Source organism: Streptomyces boetiae, from assembly GCF_031845405.1.
In the GTDB taxonomy this organism is placed as follows: domain Bacteria; phylum Actinomycetota; class Actinomycetes; order Streptomycetales; family Streptomycetaceae; genus Streptomyces; species Streptomyces boetiae.
In genome coordinates, this window is the sequence record NZ_JAVREN010000061.1 from 1 (window position 1) to 16,566 (window position 16,566).

The 16,566-nt window shown below is 75.8% G+C and carries 13 protein-coding genes; 2 read left to right on the forward strand and 11 right to left on the reverse strand.

Annotation, left to right across the window (positions count from 1 at the left end; all coding sequences use genetic code 11):
- Nucleotides 1-380: 380 nt before the first annotated feature.
- Nucleotides 381-1,388, reverse strand: a complete 1,008-nt coding sequence (locus RM780_RS25200) for a stage II sporulation protein M (protein WP_311633195.1) — start codon at nucleotides 1,386-1,388, stop codon at nucleotides 381-383.
- Nucleotides 1,389-1,465: 77 nt separating this feature from the next.
- On the opposite strand from RM780_RS25200, the gene RM780_RS25205 reads away from it, so the two are divergent.
- Nucleotides 1,466-2,476, forward strand: a complete 1,011-nt coding sequence (locus RM780_RS25205) for an RDD family protein (RefSeq protein ID WP_311633196.1) — start codon at nucleotides 1,466-1,468, stop codon at nucleotides 2,474-2,476.
- On the opposite strand, the gene RM780_RS25210 is transcribed toward RM780_RS25205, so the two are convergent.
- The 7 genes from RM780_RS25210 to RM780_RS25240 form a co-directional block, all read right to left on the reverse strand.
- The gene (locus RM780_RS25210) at nucleotides 2,460-3,065 is read right to left on the reverse strand and encodes a hypothetical protein (protein WP_311633197.1); all 606 of its coding nucleotides are present in this window, start codon (nucleotides 3,063-3,065) and stop codon (nucleotides 2,460-2,462) included. The genes RM780_RS25205 and RM780_RS25210 overlap by 17 nt on opposite strands.
- Nucleotides 3,066-3,130: 65 nt before the next feature.
- On the reverse strand, nucleotides 3,131-4,561 hold the full coding sequence (gene ahcY / locus RM780_RS25215; protein ID WP_311633198.1) for an adenosylhomocysteinase: 1,431 nt from the start codon (nucleotides 4,559-4,561) through the stop codon (nucleotides 3,131-3,133).
- Nucleotides 4,562-4,806: 245 nt separating this feature from the next.
- The gene (gene manA, locus RM780_RS25220; RefSeq protein ID WP_311633199.1) at nucleotides 4,807-6,009 is read right to left on the reverse strand and encodes a mannose-6-phosphate isomerase, class I; all 1,203 of its coding nucleotides are present in this window, start codon (nucleotides 6,007-6,009) and stop codon (nucleotides 4,807-4,809) included.
- A gap of 170 nt (nucleotides 6,010-6,179) precedes the next feature.
- The gene (locus tag RM780_RS25225) at nucleotides 6,180-7,325 is read right to left on the reverse strand and encodes an SIS domain-containing protein (RefSeq protein WP_311633200.1); all 1,146 of its coding nucleotides are present in this window, start codon (nucleotides 7,323-7,325) and stop codon (nucleotides 6,180-6,182) included.
- A gap of 65 nt (nucleotides 7,326-7,390) precedes the next feature.
- Entirely contained in the window at nucleotides 7,391-7,573 is a 183-nt protein-coding gene (locus RM780_RS25230; protein WP_311633201.1) for a Trm112 family protein, read from the reverse strand.
- Nucleotides 7,574-7,689: 116 nt separating this feature from the next.
- Nucleotides 7,690-9,048 (reverse strand): phosphomannomutase/phosphoglucomutase, encoded by a 1,359-nt coding sequence (locus tag RM780_RS25235; protein ID WP_311633202.1) that lies wholly within the window; start codon nucleotides 9,046-9,048, stop codon nucleotides 7,690-7,692.
- Nucleotides 9,049-9,159: 111 nt separating this feature from the next.
- Complete coding sequence (locus RM780_RS25240) at nucleotides 9,160-9,522, reverse strand: DUF3499 domain-containing protein (protein ID WP_311633203.1); 363 nt, start codon at nucleotides 9,520-9,522, stop codon at nucleotides 9,160-9,162.
- Nucleotides 9,523-9,663: 141 nt separating this feature from the next.
- On the opposite strand from RM780_RS25240, the gene RM780_RS25245 reads away from it, so the two are divergent.
- On the forward strand, nucleotides 9,664-10,128 hold the full coding sequence (locus tag RM780_RS25245; RefSeq protein ID WP_311633204.1) for a metallopeptidase family protein: 465 nt from the start codon (nucleotides 9,664-9,666) through the stop codon (nucleotides 10,126-10,128).
- Between the two features lie 55 nt (nucleotides 10,129-10,183).
- Here RM780_RS25245 and RM780_RS25250 read toward each other — a convergent pair whose 3' ends face one another.
- The 3 genes from RM780_RS25250 to RM780_RS25260 form a co-directional block, all read right to left on the reverse strand.
- A complete protein-coding gene (locus tag RM780_RS25250; RefSeq protein ID WP_311633205.1) occupies nucleotides 10,184-11,743 on the reverse strand; it encodes a DUF5719 family protein in 1,560 nt (519 codons plus the stop codon).
- Entirely contained in the window at nucleotides 11,740-15,645 is a 3,906-nt protein-coding gene (locus RM780_RS25255) for a glycosyltransferase family 2 protein (protein ID WP_311633206.1), read from the reverse strand. The genes RM780_RS25250 and RM780_RS25255 overlap by 4 nt, the downstream gene beginning before the upstream one ends.
- A gap of 252 nt (nucleotides 15,646-15,897) precedes the next feature.
- Complete coding sequence (locus RM780_RS25260) at nucleotides 15,898-16,161, reverse strand: WhiB family transcriptional regulator (RefSeq protein ID WP_311633207.1); 264 nt, start codon at nucleotides 16,159-16,161, stop codon at nucleotides 15,898-15,900.
- Nucleotides 16,162-16,566: the final 405 nt, after the last annotated feature.

Here is a 16,566-nt window from a genome sequence, read left to right on the forward strand (position 1 = left end):
ATGTGTTAAGCACGCCGCCAGCGTTCGTCCTGAGCCAGGATCAAACTCTCCGTGAATGATCCATAAGCAAAACAAAAAACTTGGCGTTGACTATCCAAAAGCACGCTGTTGAGTTCTCAAGGAACGGACACTCACCCGGAACTCACGTTCCCGGCGGCTTCCCTTCGGTGTGCCACCACTCTAGAAGCAATCCCCACCGGAAAACAAATCCGGCCTCCCGGCAGCACGCCGAAAGAGACCCTCACGGGCCTGGAACTGAAAGAGAGTGTTGGCGGTGCTTCCACCTGCCATCCGTCGGCCCCGATGGGCGCGGCGGCTTGGTGGCAGCTCGAGCAACATTACGGCCCGGTGGCCGGGGCGTCAACTCGCGGTGGCCGGGGTCACGCGGCCACGGGCGTTTCCGCAGGTCGGTCGCCCGCGGCCACGTCGCCGGTCTCGCCGGCCTGTGCCGCGCGGCGGCCCAGGATGAAGACGTAGGCGAGGAAGGCGAGTTCGGCGGCGACGCCGATGGCGATGCGCGCCCAGGTCGGGAGGCCGGAGGGTGTGACGAAGCCCTCAATGGCTCCGGAGAGCAGGAGGACCGCGGCGAGGCCGATGGCCATGCCGAGCGCCGCGCGGCCTTCTTCGGCGAGGGCGGAGAGGCGGGTGCGCGGCCCCGGGTCGATGACGGTCCAGCCGAGGCGGAGCCCGGTGCCTCCGGCGACGAACACGGCGGTCAGCTCCAGGAGTCCGTGCGGGAGGATCAGGCCGAGGAAGACGTCCAGGCGGCCCGCCGAGGCCATCAGGCCGACGCCGACCGCCACGTTGAGGGCGTTCTGGAGCAGGACCCACAGGACGGGCAGGCCCAGGAAGGCACCGAAGGCCAGGGACATGGCGGCGACCTGGGCGTTGTTCGTCCAGACCTGGGCGGAGAAGGCGGCGGCGGGGCTGCTGGAGTAATAGGTCTCGTAGGCCCCGCCGGGGCGGGTCATCTCGCGCAGGTCCTCGGGGGCGGCCATGGCGGCGCGGACCTCGGGGCTCTCCGCGATCCACCAGCCGAGGCACGCCACCAGGACGGTGAAGAGGAGGGCGGTGGGGACCCACCAGTGCCGGGCGCGGTAGCAGGCCGCGGGGAAGCCGGCGGTGAAGAAGGTGACGGCGTCGCGCCAGGTGGCGCGGCGGGTGCCGACGACGGTGCTGCGGGCGCGGGCGACCAGGGTGGTCAGGCGGCTGGTGAGCGCGGGGTCGGGCGCCGAGGACTGGAGCTGGGAGAGGTGGGTGGCGGTGCGCCGGTAGAGGGTGACCAGCTCGTCCGCCTCCTCGCCGGTGAGACGGCGCCGGAGCCGGAGGAGGGTGTCGAGCCGGTCCCACTCCGGTCGGTGGGCTGCGACGAACACGTCGAGGTCCATGGGGAGAGCTTGTCAGACCCCGGTGACAGACTGGTGGGCACAGGCGGAATCGCGTTCGAGGAGCGGCGGGTCAGCTGATGAGTCACTTGGTCACAGGCGATGCGGTGGTGCTCGGGCTTCAGCCCGCGCGGCTGCCGAGCCGGGCGATGGCCATCGCTCTGGATCTGGTGGTCATTCTCGGCGGGTACCTGCTGCTGTCGGTGGTGCTGCTGAGCACGGTGCTCTCGCTGGGGACGGCGGCGACGATGGCCGTGCAGGTGGCGCTGGTTCTGCTGCTGCTGGTCGGCGGGCCGATCGCGGTCGAGACGCTGAGCCGGGGGCGTTCGCTGGGGAAGCTGGCGTTCGGGCTGCGGGTGGTGCGGGCCGACGGCGGGCCGATCCGCTTCCGGCACGCGCTGGTGCGGGGGGCGATCGGGTTCATCGAGATCCTGGCGACGCTGGGGTCGGTGGCCTGCATCGCGTCGCTGGTGTCGGCGGAGGGGCGCCGTCTGGGGGACGTGTTCGCGGGAACGCTGGTGGTGCGGGAGCGGATCCCGGCCGGGCGATCGGCGCCGCTGCCGCCGCCTCCGCCGATGGTGGCGGGGCAGTTCGCGTCGCTCGATCTGTCGCGGGTGCCGGACGGGCTGTGGCTGGCGGTGCGGCAGTTCCTCTCGCGGCTGGGGCAGCTGGACGCGCAGGTGGCCTGGTCGATGGCGGTGCGGCTGGCCGAGGACGTGATGGGGCGGGTGGGGACGCCCGCGCCGGCCGGGATGCACCCGGCGGCGTATCTGAGCGGGGTGGCGGCCGAGCGCCAGCGCCGGGAGGCGGAGCGGGCCTTCGGCCGGGGCGCGGCGGCCGGTCCTTTGGGCGGCGGAATGCCCGCCGGGCCGGCGGGTCCGGTGATACCCGGGGCGACGCTGGGCCCTCCTCAGGGGATACCCGGCGCGCCGGTGCCTCCCGGTGGTCCGGCCTGGCCCGATGGCGCGGTGCCGCCGGGGATGCCTGGGGCGCCCGCGCCGCCGTACGTGCCGCCGGCCGGGGAACGGCCCTCCGGGCCGCCGCCGCAGGGGCCGCCCGCGGGGGGCGGCGGGTTCACTCCGCCGTCCTGAGGGTGGAGGGCGGGGTGTCCAGCTCCTCCAGTTCGATGCCGGGGGCGGCGAGGATCACGTCGCCGGAGAGGTGGAGGGTGCGGCGCTCGCCGGTCTCCAGGTCGTCGACGTGGTAGGTGTCCACGGCCAGGGTGCGGCCGTCCTCCGCGTGGTGGGTCTCGCGGCCGGCCAGGGTCCACCCCTCCTCGCGGGTGCGGGGTGCGAGGGCGGGCGGGGCGAAGTCGGCGAGCCGCAGGCGGGCCGAGGCGCCGGGGGCGCTCAGGCGCAGGAGGTGGGCCATGGCGACGAGGAAGGCCGGGGAGGTCCCGGCGAAGGCGTGCGCGGGGGCGTTGCCCTCCCGGGCGTCCGCTCCGTCGGCGGCCATCCGGACCCAGCTCAGTCCGTCGAGGGTGCCGCCGCGCACCTGCCAGTCGGCGGTGCGCAGGTGCAGGCGCACGGGCCGGCCGAGGGCGTCGAGGGTGAGGTCGAGGGAGCCCGTCGGGGCGCCGTCGGGGCCGACGGTCTCCGAGACGTAGCGCCAGCCCGTGGGGCCCGGGGCGCACTGGAAGCGCTCCTGGCCCTCGGGGGTGGTGTAACGGCCGCGCGGCATCGGTGAATTCGGTGAGGGGAGGTGGCCCGCCCGGCCGCCGGGGCCGACGGCCGGACGGGGGTGGATCAGTAGCGGTAGTGGTCGGGCTTGTAGGGGCCCTCGGCCGGGATGCCGAGGTAGGCGGCCTGGTCGGGCGTCAGCTCGGTCAGGCGCACGCCGAGGGCGTCCAGGTGAAGCCGGGCGACCTTCTCGTCCAGGTGCTTGGGGATCGTGTAGACCCCGGTGGGGTACTCGCTGGTCTTGGTGAACAGCTCGATCTGGGCGATGGTCTGGTTGGCGAAGCTGTTCGACATGACGAACGACGGGTGCCCGGTGGCGTTGCCCAGGTTGAGGAGGCGGCCCTCCGAGAGCACGATGATGTTGTGCCCGTCGGGGAAGGTCCAGGTGTGGACCTGGGGCTTGATCTCGTCGCGGACGATGCCGGGGATCTTCGCCAGGCCGGCCATGTCGATCTCGTTGTCGAAGTGGCCGATGTTGCCGACGATCGCCTGGTGCTTCATCCGGGCCATGTCGGCGGCGGTGATGATGTCCTTGTTGCCGGTGGCCGTGATGAAGATGTCGGCGGTCTCGACGACGTCCTCCAGGCGGGCGACCTGGTAGCCGTCCATGGCGGCCTGGAGGGCGCAGATCGGGTCGATCTCGGTGACGATGACCCGGGCGCCCTGGCCGCGCAGGGACTCGGCGCAGCCCTTGCCGACGTCGCCGTAGCCGAAGACCACCGCGACCTTGCCGCCGATGAGGACGTCGGTGGCGCGGTTGATGCCGTCGACGAGGGAGTGGCGACAGCCGTACTTGTTGTCGAACTTCGACTTGGTGACGGAGTCGTTCACGTTGATCGCCGGGAAGAGCAGGGTACCGGCGCGGAACATCTCGTACAGGCGGTGAACGCCGGTGGTGGTCTCCTCGGTGACGCCGCGGATGTCGGCGGCGAGCTGCGTCCACTTCTGCGGCGTCTCGGCCAGCGTGCGGGTGAGCAGCTCCAGGATGACCCGGTGCTCGTCGTTCTCGGCGCCGGCGGGGTCGGGGACCCGGCCGTCCTTCTCGTACTGGGCGCCGTTGTGCACCAGCAGGGTGGCGTCGCCGCCGTCGTCGAGGATCATGTTCGGGCCGCCGGAGGGAGCGTCCGGCCAGGTCAGGGCCTGCTCGGTGCACCACCAGTACTCCTCCAGGGTCTCGCCCTTCCAGGCGAAGACCGGGATGCCGGCCGCGGCGATGGCGGCGGCGGCGTGGTCCTGGGTGGAGAAGATGTTGCAGGAGGCCCAGCGGACCCGGGCGCCGAGGGCGACGAGGGTCTCGATCAGCACGGCGGTCTGGACGGTCATGTGCAGGGAGCCGGTGACCCGGGCGCCGGCGAGCGGCTGGGCCTCGGCGTACTCCCTGCGGATCGCCATCAGGCCGGGCATCTCGTGCTCGGCGAGGGTGATCTCCTTGCGGCCGAACTCGGCGAGCGAGAGGTCGGCGACCTTGAAGTCCTGAGCGGTAGCGCTCGTAGTCATGACGGGCTGCTCCTCACAGCGAGGCATTGGCGGACAGGATGCGAGAGGCGGGCGCGGCCCTCCCAGGGTGCGGGCAGGCGGCGTCCGGCCGTTCGCGATCCGTCGGAGGGCCTTCTTACCCCTCGGCCGGGACGGCCCCGGAGGGCGCCCGACTGCCATCAGCAGCGACGTTGACTTCGCCGCCGAATGTACACCGGGCCCCCGGGGGCCGCTCAAGGCGGACCGGGGATCCTGGCCGATTTCGGCTAGGCCAGGCCGGCGGTCGCGCGGAAGAGGGTGCCGGGGCCCGAGGCGGTGACGTGCTCGGACGCGGGCACGAACGCCGACCGCCCGCGTTCCAGGGCCAGTTCGGTGCCGTCCGCGCCGCCGGGTCCCGGGGCGCGCAGGGTGATCCGCCCGTCGGTGCACAGCAGGATCTGCGCGGAGCCGGCGGGCAGTTCGCGCGGCGCGGAGCCGGGGGCGAGCACGTGGCGGGCGAGGCGGAAGTCCTCGGCGGGCGTGGGGTAGACCTCCTCGCCGCTGCCGTCGGCGGCGGGCACGGGCCGCAGGAGGCCGGGCTCGGTGGCCTCGAAGCGGACGACGCGCAGGAGTTCGGGGACGTCGACGTGCTTGGGGGTGAGGCCGCAGCGCAGGACGTTGTCGGAGTTGGCCATGATCTCCACGCCCAGGCCGCGCAGGTAGGCGTGCGGCACGCCGGCCCCCAGGTAGAGGGCCTCGCCGGGCTCCAGGCGCACGGGGTTGAGCAGCATGGCGGCGATGACGCCGGGGTCGCCGGGGTAGTGCCGGGCCAGGGCGGCGTAGGGGGCGAACGCGCCGCCGAGCCGGTCGGCGGCCTCGGCGGCGCGGGCGACGGTCTCGGCCATGGCGGCGGGTTCGGCGGTCAGGACGGCGGTGACGACCTCGCGCAGGGCGGCGTCCTCGGGCCGGGCGCGCAGGAGGTCGGCGTAGGGCTTGAGGGAGCCGACGCCCAGCTCCTCCAGGACGCCGGCGGCCTCGGCGACGGGCCGGAAGCCGCACAGGCCCTCGAACGGGGTGAGGGCGCAGACGAGTTCGGGCTTGTGGTTGGCGTCGCGGTAGTTGCGGTGCGGGGCGTCCAGGGGGATGCCGAGGGCCTCCTCCTCGGCGTAGCCGGCGCGGGCGCGTTCGCGGTCCGGGTGAGTCTGGAGGGAGAGGGGCGCGTCGGCGGCGAGGACCTTGAGGAGGAACGGCAGGCGCGGGCCGAGGGCGTCGACGGTGGCGGCGCCGAGTTCGCCGCGCGGGTCGGCGGCGATGGCGTCGGCGAGGCTGAGCGGCCCGCCGCCCCGGTCGACGCGGGAGGGCCCGGCGGGGTGGGCGCCCATCCACAGCTCGGCCTGGGGCTCGCCGGTCGGCGGGGTGCCCAGCAGGCCGGGGATGGCGGTGGCGGAGCCCCAGGCGTAGGTCTTCACGGTGTTGTGCAGGCGGTCCATCGTGCGGCTACTCCGGTGTGCGGCTTCTTCCGGCGGTACGGGTCCGGCGGGCGTGCGTGTGGGGGCGTGCGTGTGGGGGCGTATCAGGTCGGCGGCGACCGGGCCGCGGCGATGGCCGGGCGCCCGGCGAGGCGGCGGGGCAACGGCCGGGGCGGGGGCCGGCCGCACGGCTACGGGGTGGTGGCCAGGGCCAGGTAGACGGCGGTGAAGTCGAGTTGGGCCAGCAGGCCGGCGGCCGTGACCAGGGGCGTTCCGTCTCCCCCGGCGTCCAGCTCGTGGACGGCGGCGCCCTGGGCGAGTGCCTGGTCGCGGGCCAGGTCGGCCGGGTGGGGCGCGGCGCCGGGCGGGGCGTCCTCCGGGCCGGGGTCGCGCAGCAGGACGACGCGGGCGCGCAGCGGGACGGGCTCGTCCACGCGGTCGCGGAAGAAGTCGTCGGGGTCCCCGGCGGGGGTGAGGCTGCCTCCGAGGAGCGCGGCGTGCTCGGCCGGGGCGGTGGGCAGCGCGGCGGCGAGCGCGGGCCGTCCCGCGAGGGCGGTGAGGGTGGTGGCCGCATGCCGGGCGGCGGCCCAGGCGACGCCGCCGGTGCTCCACAGCAGCGGGAGGTCGGCGGCGAGGTGGGCGGCCAGGCCTTTGGCGGGGTTGTCGTGGGTGCGGGTGGAGGGCCCGCAGCGCTCGGCCGCGGCGTCGAGCCGGGCGGCCAGGGCCTCGACGTCCTCGGCCCCGGCCGGGAAGAGGCCGAGGCGCCCGCCGAGCAGCAGCAGCGGGGTGACCAGCGCCCAGGCCGGGCCGGGGGCGGCGGGGTGCGCGGGCGGCTCGTGGAAGGGGGCGGGCGCGTGGGGCAGGACGAGGTTGCGGCGGCGGGCGGTGGCCTCGGCCAGGGGCGAGCCCTCGGGGGCGACGGTGGCCACGGACAGGCCGCGGCGGAAGGCGTTCTCCAGCAGCAGGACCAGGCCGGGCTCGGTGCCGTCGGCGGTGGCCAGCAGCAGCAGGTCCAGAGGGCCGGCCCAGCGGGGCAGCGGCCAGCCGAGGGCGGCCGGGTCGGCGGAGGGGCCCTCGGGCGCGAGGCGCGCGATGCGGACGGTGTCCTGGACGAGGGCGCTCAGCAGGTCCGCGGCCAGCGGCGCGGCGGGCCCGGGGCCGGCCAGGAGCAGGGTGCCGGGGCGGCCCTCGGGCGCGAGGCGGGCCAGCGGGGACTCCTCGGCGGCGCGCGCGGCGGTGCGGACGTGGGCGCCCGAGGCGGCGGCGGCCCGCAGCAGGCCACGCGCGTCGGCGCGGAGGAGGGCCTCCGGCGCGTCGAGCAGCGTTTCGTCGATCATGGGAACTCCGGAGGCCGGAAAGGGCCGGGCGGGCCGACGCGGGAGGCGGCCGGGGGGTGCGGCGCTCAGCCGCTCCGGCGGGCCTCGTCCGCGAGCAGCACGGGGATGCCGTCCTGCACGGGGTAGGCCAGGGCGCAGGTGTCCGCGGTGCACACCAGCCGCTGGTCGGTGGTCTCCTCGCGGAGCGGCGCGTGGCACACCGGGCAGGCGAGGATGTCGAGCAGAGCGGCTTCGACGAGCGGCGGCATGGCGTCCCTCCGGCGTGACGGCTGTCGACGGTCACCCTACCCGCAGGCGCGCCACCCCGGCATCGGGGCCGGGGTGGCGGTGGGTGTCGCGGGGCTGTGGGTGGGACCGACGCCGGTCAGGCGCGGACGATGGCCAGCACCTCGTCGCGGAGCTTCTCGACGGTCGCGGCGTCGCGGGCCTCGATGTTCAGCCGCAGCAGCGGCTCGGTGTTGGAGGCGCGCAGGTTGAACCACCAGTCCTCGGCCGTGACCGTGAGGCCGTCCAGCTCGTCGAGGGTGGTGCCGGGCCGGTCGGCGAACGCGGCGCGCACGGCCTCGGCGCGGCCCCGCTGGTCGGCGACGCGGCTGTTGATCTCCCCGGAGGCGGCGTAGCGGTCGTACTCGGCCACCAGCTCGGAGAGCGGGCGGTCCTGCCCGCCGAGCGCGGCCAGGACGTGCAGCGCGGCGAGCATGCCGGTGTCGGCGTTCCAGAAGTCGCGGAAGTAGTAGTGCGCCGAGTGCTCGCCGCCGAAGATCGCGCCGGTGCGGGCCATTTCGGCCTTGATGAACGAGTGGCCCACGCGCGTGCGCACGGGGGTGCCGCCGTGCTCCCGGACCACCTCGGGGACGGAGCGGGAGGTGATGAGGTTGTGGATGACGACCGCGCCGGGGTCCTTGGCCAGCTCGCGGGCGGCGACCAGCGCGGTGATGGCGGAGGGCGGGACGGGCTCGCCGCGCTCGTCGACCACGAAGCAGCGGTCGGCGTCCCCGTCGAAGGCCAGCCCGATGTCGGCGCCGGTGGCCCGGACGCGGGCCTGGAGGTCGACGATGTTGGCCGGGTCGATGGGGTTGGCCTCGTGGTTGGGGAAGGTGCCGTCCAGCTCGAAGTACATCGGGTCCAGGTCGACCGGCAGCCCCTCCAGCACGGTGGGGACGGTGTGGCCGCCCATGCCGTTGCCCGCGTCCACGGTGACCTTCAGGCGGCGGATGCCGGAGAGGTCCACCAGCGAACGCAGGTGCTGGGCGTAGTCGCCGAGGGTGTCGCGCGTACCGAGGACGCCCGGGCGGTCGGCGGGGGCGGGCGCGCCCTCCTCGGCCCAGCGTTCGACCAGGGCGCGGATCTCGGCCAGGCCGGTGTCCTGGCCGACGGGGGCGGCGCCGGCCCGGCACATCTTGATGCCGTTGTACTGGGCCGGGTTGTGGCTGGCGGTGAACATCGCGCCGGGCAGGTTCAGCGCGCCGCTGGCGTAGTACAGCTGGTCGGTGGAGCACAGGCCGATCTCGGTGACGTCCGCGCCGCGGGCCGCCGCGCCGCGGCCGAAGGCGCGGGAGAGGCCGGGCGAGGAGGGACGCATGTCGTGTCCGACGACGATGGCCGCGGCGGAGGTGACCTCCGCGAAGGCCGCGCCGAACAGCTCGGCGAGGCCCTCGTCCCACTGGTCCGGGACCACGCCGCGGATGTCGTACGCCTTCACGATCTGGGACAGATCCGGCACGGCTAACCCCTTGTCTCGAAGTCCTGAGGGTGTGTGAGAGCGGAAAGGCGGGCGGCGGGTGCTGTCTGGAGCGCGCCTTCTCAGCGTAGCCGCCGCGTTTCCGGCGTCCCGTCAGGGCTCGGGCGAGCGGAGAATCCGCAGGTGGCCGCGGCGGGCCACCTCCATCGGGTCGGCGCCGCGCGGGGCTTCCTGGCGCGGCGGGGTGCGGGCGGCCTCGCGGACCGCGTCGGCGAGCGCCTCCAGGTCGTCGGCGGTGTGCCGGGCGGCGGCGGGGTCGACGGCGAGCCGGACCACCTCCCAGCCGCGGGGGGCGGTGAGCCGCTCGGAGTGCTCGGCGCACAGGTCGTAGCAGTGCGGCTCCGCGTAGGTGGCGAGCGGCCCGAGAACGGCGGTGGAGTCCGCGTAGACGTAGGTCAGCGTCGCCACGGCGGGGCGGGCGCACGCGGTGCGCGAACAGCGGCGGACGGGGCTCACGATGTCGGACCGTACCGCACTCCTGAGCGGGAGGCGAAGGAACGGCACGAGGCGGCCGGCGACCGTGTCGTGCGGGCGTGAGACGGGCGACGAACCCGCCCCGGTCACCGGAGGGGCTCCCGTCCTCTATGGTCGGATGCGATGGACACATCCAGCAGCGTCCCCCCCGCCTCGCCGGGCCCTGCCGGGCCCCGCAGGCACCGCGACCGGCACGGCCGCGGCATGCGCGGTCCCCTCGCGCCGCCGCAGGTGCCGCTGGCGCTCTCCCGCGCCGACACCTTCGACTCCCTGGTGAACGACTCGGCCGAGCGGCTGCGGCGCCGGCTGCCGCAGCTGGCCGGGGTGGAGTTCGAGGTGCAGGAGGTGCCGTGGCTCACGGGCGGGGCGGAGGCGGGGGCCTCGCCGGACGGGGTGCCGCTGGGCGGGGTCGTGCGGGCGCGGCGCGGGCGGCCGGACCGGGTCGTGGTCTACCGGCGGCCGGTGGAGCTGCGCGCCCGGGACCGCGAGGAGTGCGCGCAGCTCGTCCACGAGGTGTGCGTGGAGCAGGCGGCCGAACTCCTGGGCCTGGCCCCGGAGTCGGTGGACCCGAAGTACGGGCAGGACTGACGGCCCGCGCCGCCCCGGGCCGCGCGCCCCGGCGGGCTCACGCGCCCCGGCGGGCTCAGCGGGTGAGGACGGACAGGTCCTGCTCCGTCTCGGGGACGGAGACCGCCGAGCGGTCGTCGGGGAGGGTCTGGATGGTCAGCGAGGTGTCGCCGCCCTCCCCCGAGGTCAGGGTCCTGGCCGCGTGCACCGTGCCGCCCCGGGTCTCGACGGTCAGGGAGTAGAACCCGGAGGTGCCCTCGGGCGGCTCGGGCGTGACGGCCAGCGTGGAGCCCGCCGGGACGGTGTAGGACTCCGTGACGGGCTCGCCGCCGTCCGTGCCGGCGGAGAGGGTGACGTCCACCTCGGCGGCCTCGCCGGGGGCGGTCAGGGACAGGGTGGTGCCCGATGCGGTGTTCCCCGTCACCGTGGCGCGGCGCTCGACGGCGGGCGTCGCCGGGATGAACGCCAGCTCCCGGGCGGCCTCCTCCCCGTCGCCGATCGTGACCAGCGCCGCGGCGGCCAGCGGGACGGCCCGGGACTCGTCGGAGGGGGTGAGGATCAGGGAGCCGGCCTCGCCCTGGGTGACGTTGCGCAGGTCCACGGAGGTGAGGGAGCCGGCCCGCACCGAGACGGTCTCGAACCCGGCCGGGGTCAGGGTGCCAGAGGGGCTCGCGAGGCCGACGTCGAGCGTGGCGTCCTCCTCGCCCGGCACGAACACGACCAGCCGCACGGAGCGGGCCTCGGCCGGGATGCCGGGCAGCACGGCGGTCCCTGCGGGGGCGGCGGCCGGGGGGAGCCAGTCGGCGCCGAGCGCCTCGTCCACGGCCTCGACCTGGGCGCCGATGCGGCCGGTGCGGGCCGTGACGCGGACGGCGAGGTCGTCGTGCGTCCCTGCGCCCAGCGTGGAGAGCCGGACGGGGACGGAGGCGCCGCCGGGGACGGTGATGCCCTGCCCGGCGTCGGCGGTCAGCCGGCCCTCGGCGCCGTAGAGGTCGATGTCGACGACGGTGGCCTCCTCGTCCGGGTTGGTGAGGTGGACGTAGTCGGCGCGGGAGTCGGCGGTGCTGGCGCCCGCGAACCAGAACTGCGTGTCCGGGGCCTGGCAGGAGGTGCCGAGCAGGCCGCGGCCCGGCCCGGAGGGGACGCTGGTGGACTGCTGCACGGTCCAGCCGGGGGCCAGGGCGCCGTGCGCGGTGCCGGCCAGCGCGGGCGCGTCCGCGTCCCCGACCCGGGCGGTGGCGGGGGCGCCTGGCTCGCCCAGCGCGAGGAACGGCTCGGCCGCCCCCTCCTGCTCCTCCTGCTCCGGGGCGTTCTCCTCGGCGTCCTCGCCCCCGGCGGGCGGCGTCTCGGTGCCGGGGACGTACTCGGGGGCGGGCAGCAGGAACGCCGAGGGCTCCTCGCCGTCCCCGTCCTCGCCGGAGCCCTCGCCCGGCGGGGTGTAGGCCGTGTACCAGGTGGTGGCCGTGTCGGATCCGGTGGGCCGGGGGCAGGTGAGCGTGACGCGCTCGACCGGCCGGGGCGGGCCCTGGTCCGGCGCAGCGACCTCGCCGGCCTCGCCGGGGCGCAGGCCGGCCAGGCCGGTGAGCGCGGCCAGCGCGAGGACGGCGACGAGCAGGGAGCGGGGGGCGCTGTTCATCGGGGGCTGCTCCCGTCGCCGCGGTCGGCGGGGTGATCGGAGGAGTAGTCGGCGGGGTAGTCGTAGGGCTGGTCGTCCCAGGTGCCGTAGGGCGGCTGCTGCGGGATCGGCTGGTACGGCTGCTGGTAGTCGTAGTCCTCCGGGTAGGGCTGCTGCCCGGCGTACTCCCCCGCGTCGCCCTGCTGCCCGGCGTAACCGGGAACGTCCGCCTGCTGCCCGGCGTAATCCGGCGCGTCGGCGTGCCGACCGGCATAGTCCGGACCGTCCGCCTGCTGGGCCGCGTAATCCGGAACGCCCGTATGCCCCCCGCCGTACTCCGACGCGTCGGCGTGCCCACCGGCGTACTCCCCCGCGTCCGCCTGCCGCGCCGCGTAGCCCGCGGCGTCGACCTGCTGCCCGGCGTAGTCCGGAACGTCCGCCTGCCGACCGGCGTAGTCCGACGGGTCGGCCTGCTGTCCGGCGTAACCCGGGGCGTACCCCGGCGGTGCCGGGGACGGCGGCGCGGGAACGCCCTGGGCGGGGACCGTGCCGTACGCGTCGGCAAGGACCTCGGAGGGCGCCGGGGCCGCGCCGGCGGAGGCGGCTGCGGCCTCGCGGCGGGCGCGGCGGCCGGTGGGCGCGGCGGCCGGGACGGGCCGCTCCTCCTCGGGCAGGTCGTCGTCCAGCTCGCCGCGCCGGCCCGGCAGGGCCAGCACGCACAGGACCAGCAGGGCGAAGCCCTGGAGCCACACCCACAGGGTGTGGGTGAGGGGCGTGTCGTACGTCACGTCCAACCGCCCGCCGCCCGGGGGGAGTTCGAAGCCCTGGGCCCAGCCGTCGAGGGTGACGGGCGTCAGGGGCCCGCCGTCGAGCGTGGCGCGCCAGCCGGAGGAGGCGGCGTCGGCCAGCCGCAGGACGCGGCCCTCGGGCCCCTCGGGCAGGTCGGCGTGGACCTCCACGGCCCCGGCCGGGACCGGCAGCGCCTCGGGGGTCTCGCCGGAGGCGCCCCCCTCGGCCGCCTCGCCGGCGGGGGGAACGACGGAGACGCGGGAGATCTCGCGGTCCACCCGCCACAGCGCGCCGCCGTCCTCCTGGCTGAGCCGCAGCAGTCCGGGCGTGGTGTCCAGCACGCGCTGCACCTCGGCCGGGGTGCCTTCGAGGACCAGGATGTAGCGGACGGCGAACCCGGCCAGCGCGACGGTCTGGTCGGCGCCCGAGCCGGCGGTCAGCTCGCCCACGGTGCGGCTGAGGCCGTCGTTCTCCCCGACCAGGCCGGTCAGCTCGGCGTCGCCGAGGCGGGCGCCCGAGCCGCGCACGAGCGCGTAGGAGAGGCGGCCGGCCGGGGCGTCGCCGCCCTCGCCGCCTGCGAGGACGAGGGTGCGGGCCTGGTCGCGGGTGGTGCCCTCGGCGGCGACGAAGGCCGGGACCTGCACGGCGCTGCCGCGCTCCAGCGGCCCGTCGGCGCCGCCCAGGACCCACCCGGCGGCGGCCAGCAGCGGTCCGGCCACCGCGGCGGCGGCCACGGCGGCGGCGGCGGGCTGGCGCCAGCCGAAGCTCTGCGCGGCGACGCGGAAGCGGGCGCCGTCGGCGCCGAGGACGGCGGCGCTCAGCAGGGCGAGCCCGCCGACGAGGGTGGCGGGGCCGGCCCAGCGGCCGGTGTCGGCGTCGGCCCAGACGGCGAACGCCAGGGCAGCGCCCGCGGTGATCCAGGCGGCGGTCAGCGCGGTGCGGCGCTCGCGGCGCAGGAGACCGCCGAGCGCGGCCAGCAGAACGCCCGTCAGCAGCCAGGTCGCGGGGGTGCCGGGGCCGCCGGGGTTGGCGTTCAGCAGCTCGAACGGCCCGGCCTGCGCGGTCTCGAAGGGCAGGCCGGGCTCGGCGAGGAAGTCGCCGGGGCTGAAGAGCACCGACAGCGACCAGGGCGCGAGCACCACGAGGGGGGTGAGGACGACGGCGCCCAGCCGGGCGGCCTTGGCGCGGGCCAGGGTGGCCGCGTCGGCCAGGGGCAGGGCGACGGCGCAGGCAGCGAGCAGGACGGCCAGCGGCCAGATGGCGGGGGTGAACGCGGTGCCGGCCGTCAGCAGCAGGGCGCAGGCCCAGGTGGCGCGCCAGGAGCCGCGGCCCTCCTGCCCGGCGTACCCGGCGGCGGAGACGGCGGTGCGGGCCAGCGGGGGCAGGAGCACGGCGAGGACGGCGGTGCCGATGCGACCGCCGGCGACGGCGCCGGTGACGGCGGGCAGGAAGGCGTAGGCGACCGAGCCCCAGGCCCGCAGCAGCCGGGAGGCGACCAGGGGGCGGGAGGAGAAGTAAGCGCTGGCGCCGGCGAGCGGGACGCAGCCGGCGAGCAGCAGGGTCAGGGCCAGGTCGGTGGAGCCGAGCAGGACGGTGGACAGCAGGGCCAGGAGGCCGAGGTAGGGCGGCCCGGTCTCGGTGCCGCCGGTGCCGACGGGCTGCCAGGTGCTCGCGTACCGGTCCCAGAGGGCGCCGGCCTCGGCGGGGGCGGGCAGCAGGGAGCCGCCCAGGAGGGAGCCGCCGCCGATGAGGTCGCGGCAGGCCAGGAGGGAGGCGAGGGCGAGGCCGAGGAAGAGCATCGGGCCGGGGCGGCGGGCAAGCCGCTTCAGGCGGGCGAACTGCTCGATCTCGAGGGAGTCGGCCTCGTCGTCGGTGGGCCCGGACTCGACGGCGCCGTGCCGCCCGCCGCCGGAGGAGGCGGGTTCGGAGCGGCCGGAGAGGTTGCTGAAGACCTGCTCGACGGTGGTGCGCAGGGTGGCCAGCGGCGGGGGGAAGAGGGGCCGCAGGTCGGCGGGGTCGGTGCGGGGGTCGGCGGTGCGGCGCCTGCGGCGGCGGGCCGCGGCGATCCGGCCGGGCATCAGCAGGGTGCTCAGCAGGCCGGCGGCCTCGTCGAGCGCGCGGCCGGGGAGCTTGCCGACGAGGTAGGCGAGGATGCGCAGCAGGGTGCCCAGGACGAGGCGGAAGAGGATCCAGGGCAGCGCGCGGCCACGGGCGTTCACCAGCAGGGCGTAGGCGGCGGCGGCCTTGTCGACGCGGTGCGGGCTGCCGCCGAGGCGGCCGGCGCAGTCGATGCCGCGGCGCTCGCGGGAGGCGGCCTCGGCGTGCCGCAGGACGGCGGCGGGGGCGACCAGGACGCGGTGCCCGGCGGCCTGGGCGCGCCAGCACAGGTCGACGTCGTCGCGCATCAGGGGCAGGCGGCGGTCGAAGCCGCCCAGCCGCTCGAAGACGTCGCGGCGGATGAGCATGCCGGCGGTGGAGACGGACAGCACGGGACGGACCTGGTCGTGCTGGCCCTGGTCCTGCTCGCGGCGGTCAAGGCCGGTCCAGCGCCTGCCGCTGGGGGCGATGGAGACGCCGGCCTCCAGGAGCTGCCTGCGGTCGTACCAGCCGCGGTGCTTGGCGCCGACGATGGCGGCGGAGGGGCTGGCGTCGGCCTGCCGCAGCAGCTCGGCGAGGGCGTCGGGCTCGGGCGCGGCGTCGTCGTGGAGGAGCCAGAGCCAGTGCACGGGCTCGCCGTGCGGCAGCTCGGGCAGGTCGTAGGTGCTGGTGTCCCACGTGCGGGTGACGGGGTCCCAGGCAGGGGGCCGCTTGAGGTAGGGGAGGTCGTCGGGCGTGAGCTTGGGGGCGGTGCGGGCGGCCTCGGCGACGGCCGTGCCGAAGCCGGTGCGGCGGGCGAGGTGCAGCACGCGCTCGGCGCCGAGGGCCTCGCCGACGAGGGTGGCGGAGGAGTCCGCGCTGCCGGTGTCCGCGGCGATGACGTCCTGGACGGGCCGGGTCTGTCCGAGCAGGCCGCCGAGGACGTCGGGCAGCCAGCGTTCGCCGTCGTGCGAGACGAGCACGGCGGTGACGACGTGCCTCGGGAATTCGGGGTGGGCGGCCTGGTGCTCCGCCGCCCGCTGGCTGTGCACGGACATCGAGGTGTCGGCCCCGGTTCGCTGGACGGTGGGGACGTGGCCGCGGTGCTCAGGCGGTGCTCGGGCGGCGGCGGTACGTCTCGGACAGCCCACACCCTAGCGGCTGGGGCTGACGGAGCCCGATGGGTCGACGGCGGAAGGCCGCGGGGGGCCGGGCCGGGCGGGCGGCCGGTGATCGGCCGGCGGCCGGCGGGAGGTCGGTCGGCGCCGACGGTCGGCGGTCGGCGCGCGAGAAAAGCGGTCAGGCCGGGATCAGACGGCGGCCTTCTTCAGACGTCGGCGTTCACGCTCGGACAATCCGCCCCAGATTCCGAACCGTTCGTCGTTGGCGAGCGCATATTCGAGGCATTCCGAACGCACCTCGCACGCGAGGCAGACCTTCTTCGCCTCGCGTGTGGAGCCGCCCTTCTCCGGGAAGAACGACTCGGGATCGGTCTGGGCGCACAGCGCGCGCTCCTGCCAGCCCAGCTCTTCGTCCGCCTGGTCGACCAGCAGTTGTTCGAACAGCTCGGTCATATGCGCGCCCCTCGTCTTCTTTGCGTCCCCGTGATGCCGTCGTTATCGATTGCCGTCGAACGACACGAGTGAAATTACAGGTGGGCCGCTCAGTGGCAGTCAAGCCACGATCTGCCATTCACCCGATGATTCACCCTGAGGCACCACAGCCGTACGGAAAGTGTTCAAATCGCCACAAACTATGCTCGATCACGCGGCTGAGCCGTTCTCATCCGGTCGTTTGGCACCCGGTTCGTTCCCCTCTCGTCAAGGAGGACGACCCGGACGCCGGATGCGTTGCACCCCGCGCCCGGCCGCGATCGGCATCACAGCCCGGTCACGGACGGGCAACGGCAGCCAGCCCTGGATGGAGCGGCACCTGTCCCGGCTTCCGGGCGCATAAACCTTTCGGCGCCCCGAGGGCCC

What these genes read in the sequence shown, in the direction of transcription:
- RM780_RS25250 (WP_311633205.1), bottom strand. Translation starts at nt 11,743, where the DNA reads ATGAACAGCGCCCCCCGCTCCCTGCTCGTCGCCGTCCTCGCGCTGGCC.
- ahcY (WP_311633198.1), bottom strand. Translation starts at nt 4,561, where the DNA reads ATGACTACGAGCGCTACCGCTCAGGACTTCAAGGTCGCCGACCTCTCG.
- RM780_RS25260 (WP_311633207.1), bottom strand. Translation starts at nt 16,161, where the DNA reads ATGACCGAGCTGTTCGAACAACTGCTGGTCGACCAGGCGGACGAAGAG.
- RM780_RS25230 (WP_311633201.1), bottom strand. Translation starts at nt 7,573, where the DNA reads ATGCCGCCGCTCGTCGAAGCCGCTCTGCTCGACATCCTCGCCTGCCCG.
- RM780_RS25205 (WP_311633196.1), top strand. Translation starts at nt 1,466, where the DNA reads ATGAGTCACTTGGTCACAGGCGATGCGGTGGTGCTCGGGCTTCAGCCC.
- RM780_RS25245 (WP_311633204.1), top strand. Translation starts at nt 9,664, where the DNA reads ATGGACACATCCAGCAGCGTCCCCCCCGCCTCGCCGGGCCCTGCCGGG.
- RM780_RS25200 (WP_311633195.1), bottom strand. Translation starts at nt 1,388, where the DNA reads ATGGACCTCGACGTGTTCGTCGCAGCCCACCGACCGGAGTGGGACCGG.
- RM780_RS25225 (WP_311633200.1), bottom strand. Translation starts at nt 7,325, where the DNA reads ATGATCGACGAAACGCTGCTCGACGCGCCGGAGGCCCTCCTCCGCGCC.
- manA (WP_311633199.1), bottom strand. Translation starts at nt 6,009, where the DNA reads ATGGACCGCCTGCACAACACCGTGAAGACCTACGCCTGGGGCTCCGCC.
- RM780_RS25255 (WP_311633206.1), bottom strand. Translation starts at nt 15,645, where the DNA reads ATGTCCGTGCACAGCCAGCGGGCGGCGGAGCACCAGGCCGCCCACCCC.
- RM780_RS25210 (WP_311633197.1), bottom strand. Translation starts at nt 3,065, where the DNA reads ATGCCGCGCGGCCGTTACACCACCCCCGAGGGCCAGGAGCGCTTCCAG.